Raw genomic sequence first — 4,306 nt, 5'->3', positions numbered from 1 at the left:
CAAACGGGGAATGTGGTGAAATGGCAAAAGTCAAGTGATGCCAATTTTAGCACACCAGTGGATATTGCTTCAACTGCGACTCTGACCACCTTGCCGAGTGCGGTTATAGGTGCTTTGACTGCAGATACGTATTTCAGAGCAGTGGTGCAAAGCGGTGTATGTAGCGAAGCCTACTCTTCTTCAGTGCTGATTCAAATTCACCGAAAACCCACAATAACGCTCTCAACGCTTCAACAAACGTTGAACGAAGGCAACAGCCAGACATTTTGTGACACAGATGCCAATCCTGTGAACAGTTTGCAGTTTGGAGTGACGACGGGCTGTGTAGTAGGCAGTCCCGTTTGGCGGATGCAAGTGGGTAGCGGTGCGTGGAGCGACTGGTCAACCAATCCACCAGTCAACCAATCCTCCAATAACCAACCCCACCGCTACCAAGCGGCCTGTGATGGGGGTTGTGCTTCGACTTACTCAGGTATGATTGAGTTGACGATCAACTATCGTTCAACTGTCCCTCAAAATGTCTCACTGTTAGTCGATGGCGTGACAGTGGTCGTGGGCGAGACCAAAGAAGTGTGTAATTTGGTTACAATTCCGCTGACGTTTAATGCCAATTGCGCCGCTGGTGAAGTGACACTTTACTCCGTGGATGGCGGTGAATATTCATCGGGCGTGCCAACTGGTTTGGTGGATAATCAGTATCACAATTACCGTGTACGCTGCCGCAAATCAGACGGAACGCCGTCGTGCGTGGAATCTGAATCGGGGGTAATGCGATTAAAGTTGGTGACCATTCCAAGTGCTCCGACGGTATCGTTGTCATCAACGAGCAGTTGTGATGCGACAGCAAGTTTTAGTGGGCAATCATCTTGCGGTAGTTTGCGGACGGTTTGGTACAATGCAACTACGAACGTGGCTTTGCCCAATTTGCCATCAACTGTACCAAGCCAGACGACGTCTTATTACGCCCGTTGTCAGACGGAAAACGGTTGCGTAAGTGAGAAGAGTAACGTCGTGACCTTTACGCTAACGTCCACGCAAGTCGCGCCTGTGATTACGGCGAGTCAAGAGATAGTATGCACAGGAACGACGGTTCGGATTTCGGCGAATTGCCCCGCAGGAAGTCAGACGTTTTGGAACACGGGCGTAACAACACCGAGTTTTGAAGTCTCATTTAACAACGTGACCAAGCAAACTTACTGGGCAAAGTGTATTTTTGCAGGTGGTTGTCAAAGTTCAGAAAGCGTTCGCAAGGATATTTACTGGAATGCTTTTGTGGTGACGTTGATTAATGTGGGAGAAAGCAAATCATCAGTAAAGGTAAACGACCGTTCAGCGTGGTCGAGTCAGTTCATCACGCGGGACGGTGGTCCAGAATTAGAGCAAAGTACGCAGCAAAACCCGACGCTGTATTTTGTAGAAAACGCCAACAAAGTAGCCCCTCGTTACTGGACGATTAACGCCGATGCTTGTGGTTTGGGCACGGATGGTTCATTGACTTTTGACATGTTGGCGACGCCCGAAATGGGCGTAATTCGCTCCTTTAATACACACGAGAACAATGCCCCCTACTTTATGTACGCTAACCGTGAGGGCTGGACGGAGTTGTACGCACAAAACCATCCAGCCTACGGTTTTTACCAAGACAATGGTGCAGGAGGTAACGTATATGATTTAGGGTTACCAAAGGGTTTGTACAAATTAGGTGTGAGATATTGGGATCAAAAGGGCTGGGGCAGTATTTATCCCTCAACGCGCAAACCGCAAGGGAACGTGCTTGCTTACCAAGAATACTGGTTCAGAATCCAGTCGAAGGATGGGGTAGGCGTAGGCGCAGCGCGAGTAGCGGGTGAGCAAATGGCAAATGATCTACCACCCAACGTTTTTGCGCAAGTGATGCCAAATCCTGTTTCAACTGTTTTGCGTTTACAAGTGCAAGGTGGAAAGGGGCAAGAGGTGCAGACTACGTTGGTAGATGCTGCGGGGAGAGAACTATTACAGCGAAAATTTGTGCCTGAGACTAACACGCATCAAGAGGAGTTTGAGGTGAGTGAATTACCGACGGGGATGTATTTCTTGAAGGTTTCGAGTGCTGACAAACAGGCAAGTTTGAAGGTGATAAAAATAAAGTAGGAGATAAAAAAATGTATTTTATGAAAAACATCTTTTTGATTTTTTTGATTTTGGTGAGCGTATTGGGAGTTTCCCACGCGACTATTTTTACGGTTAGCAACACCAATGACAGTGGTACAGGTTCTTTGCGACAGGCCATTCTAAATGCCAATGCAGATGCCACAGCAACGGCGGCGGCTCCCCACCAGATTAATTTTACCGTATCCAATGGGTCAACCATTACGGTCATTAGTCCTTTTTTGGTGATTACTAACCATGTTAGCATCAATGGCTTAGGCGTAGCAAATTTGACAATTAGTGGTGGTGGCACCTCACGTATTTTTTGGATACAAAATGGCACCATTACCATTCAAAACCTTACGCTGGCTAATGGCTACGCCAAGGGAGGCAATGGCAACTCGGGTGGCATGGGAGCAGGTGGAGCTATCTTTATGCACGAAGGCAAAGAAGGGGGCACTGGTAGTATTAATCTACGCTTAATCAATGTCAATTTAAATAATAATCAGGCTTTGGGTGGAACCGGTGGTGTTGGTTCACTAGCAGGAGGGGGAGGAATGGGAGGAAATAGTGCGGATGGTATTGAGGGTGGTGGTGGTGGTGGTGTAATAGGAAGTGGCAACGGGAATGCTGGTGCAAGTGTAAGCAACTCCTCTGGAACTACACCAGGTAATAATGGTGGCATTTCTATTTTTGGCGGTGGTGGTGTTGGTAACGGTGGTAGTGGCGGTTTTGGTGGCGGTGGGGCTGTGGGTGGTGGCGGTGGTAATGGCGGTTTCGGTGGTGGAGCTGGAGCCGGTGGCCAAGGTGGTGATGGCGGTTTTGGCGGTGGCGGTGGTTCTGGTGGTCTGGCTGGCCATGGCGGTTTTGGTGGTGGCGGTGGTATTGGTGCTCTTTCTGGTAATGGTGGTTTTGGCAGTGCTGGCAGAGGCGGCGGTGGCATGGGCGCAGGTGGTGCTATTTTTGTAGCCAGTGGTCGCTTGAATTTGACTGGGGTTAATTTTAACAACAACAATGCTACCCGAGGTAATAATGGCGCTAAGGGCTATGGTGGAGCGCTTTTTGTGTTCAACAAAACAGATAACGGAGGAAATGCCGCCCCAGGCACGACGAATGATCCATCAGTCAGCATGTGCAATGTGACCTTTAATGGCAATACCGCAGATGACGACAACAGCACTTATACCAACAATGACAACGTTTATGCAAGTAATACTTCCAGTCTAAGCCCTACTGGCTACATCAGCAGCAATGTTAGCACCATCTGTGCAGGTGGGAGCATCCAGCTTAGTTTTACCCTTGCTTCAGGCGCTGGCCCTTTTGATATTGTGGTCAATGGGGTAACCTACAATGATGTACCGAGCGGTAGTGTATTTGCTACGTTGACCGAAGGGGTTAACTTTTCTGGCACTACCAATTTCAACCTTACTCAGATTACAGATGCCAATAATTGTGTAATCAGCGGTCTTGCTCAAACGACCACGATTAATGTCAATACGGTAAATGCAGGTAGTATTTCAGGAGATCAAATGGTTTGTTCGGGTGGTGATCCCAGTACCTTTAACTCGACTGCGAATGGTTCTGGTTCTGGAACTACCACCTATCGTTGGGAAAAGAGTACAACAAATTGCAACAGTGGTTTTTCGACCATCACGGATGCAACCGGTTCAACATACGATCCGCCTGCACCATTAAGCCAAACGACTTACTATCGACGAGTCACCATTTCTGCTTTAAATGGGGTTGTCTGTGAGAAAATTAGCAATTGTGTGACGGTGACGGTGGGGGACAATACCCCCCCAGTTATTAGCTGTGCGACTGTACCACCCCTAGTATTGGGTTCGAACTGCTCGGCAACTTTACCCGACTATACCAGTCTAGGTACTCCCTCAGACAATTGTGGGGTAAAAAGTGTAACACAATCACCAGTAGTAGGGACAGTTGTAGCAGGTGTTGGTACCATGGTGGTGACCCTCACGGTGACTGATAACAATGATAATACGAGTTCTTGTGCTTTTCCGGTTTCAAAAGTGGATAACACGCCTCCGACGATCACTTGTCCAGCCAACATTTCGGTGAACAACGACGCAGGTCAATGTTCGGCGGTGGTAACCTACACGGCTCCCGTGGGAACGGATAATTGTTCAGGAGCAACGACAGTACAAACGGCAGGTTTGGC

The 4,306-nt window shown here is 48.4% G+C and carries 2 protein-coding genes; both read left to right on the top strand.

The window, feature by feature from the left end:
- Nucleotides 1-2,130: DUF8696 domain-containing protein (locus K339_RS34295; RefSeq protein ID WP_037301348.1), on the top strand; the 2,130-nt coding region annotated here is incomplete at its 5' end.
- Nucleotides 2,131-2,150: 20 nt separating this feature from the next.
- On the top strand, nucleotides 2,151-4,306 hold a 2,156-nt coding region (locus K339_RS38080; RefSeq protein WP_169731877.1), incomplete at its 3' end, for a DUF8696 domain-containing protein.

The organism is Runella limosa DSM 17973 (assembly GCF_000482465.1).
In the GTDB taxonomy this organism is placed as follows: Bacteria; Bacteroidota; Bacteroidia; order Cytophagales; family Spirosomataceae; genus Runella; species Runella limosa.
The sequence above is the reverse complement of the archived record's forward strand: the minus strand, read 5'-3'. Positions and strand labels throughout refer to the sequence as shown.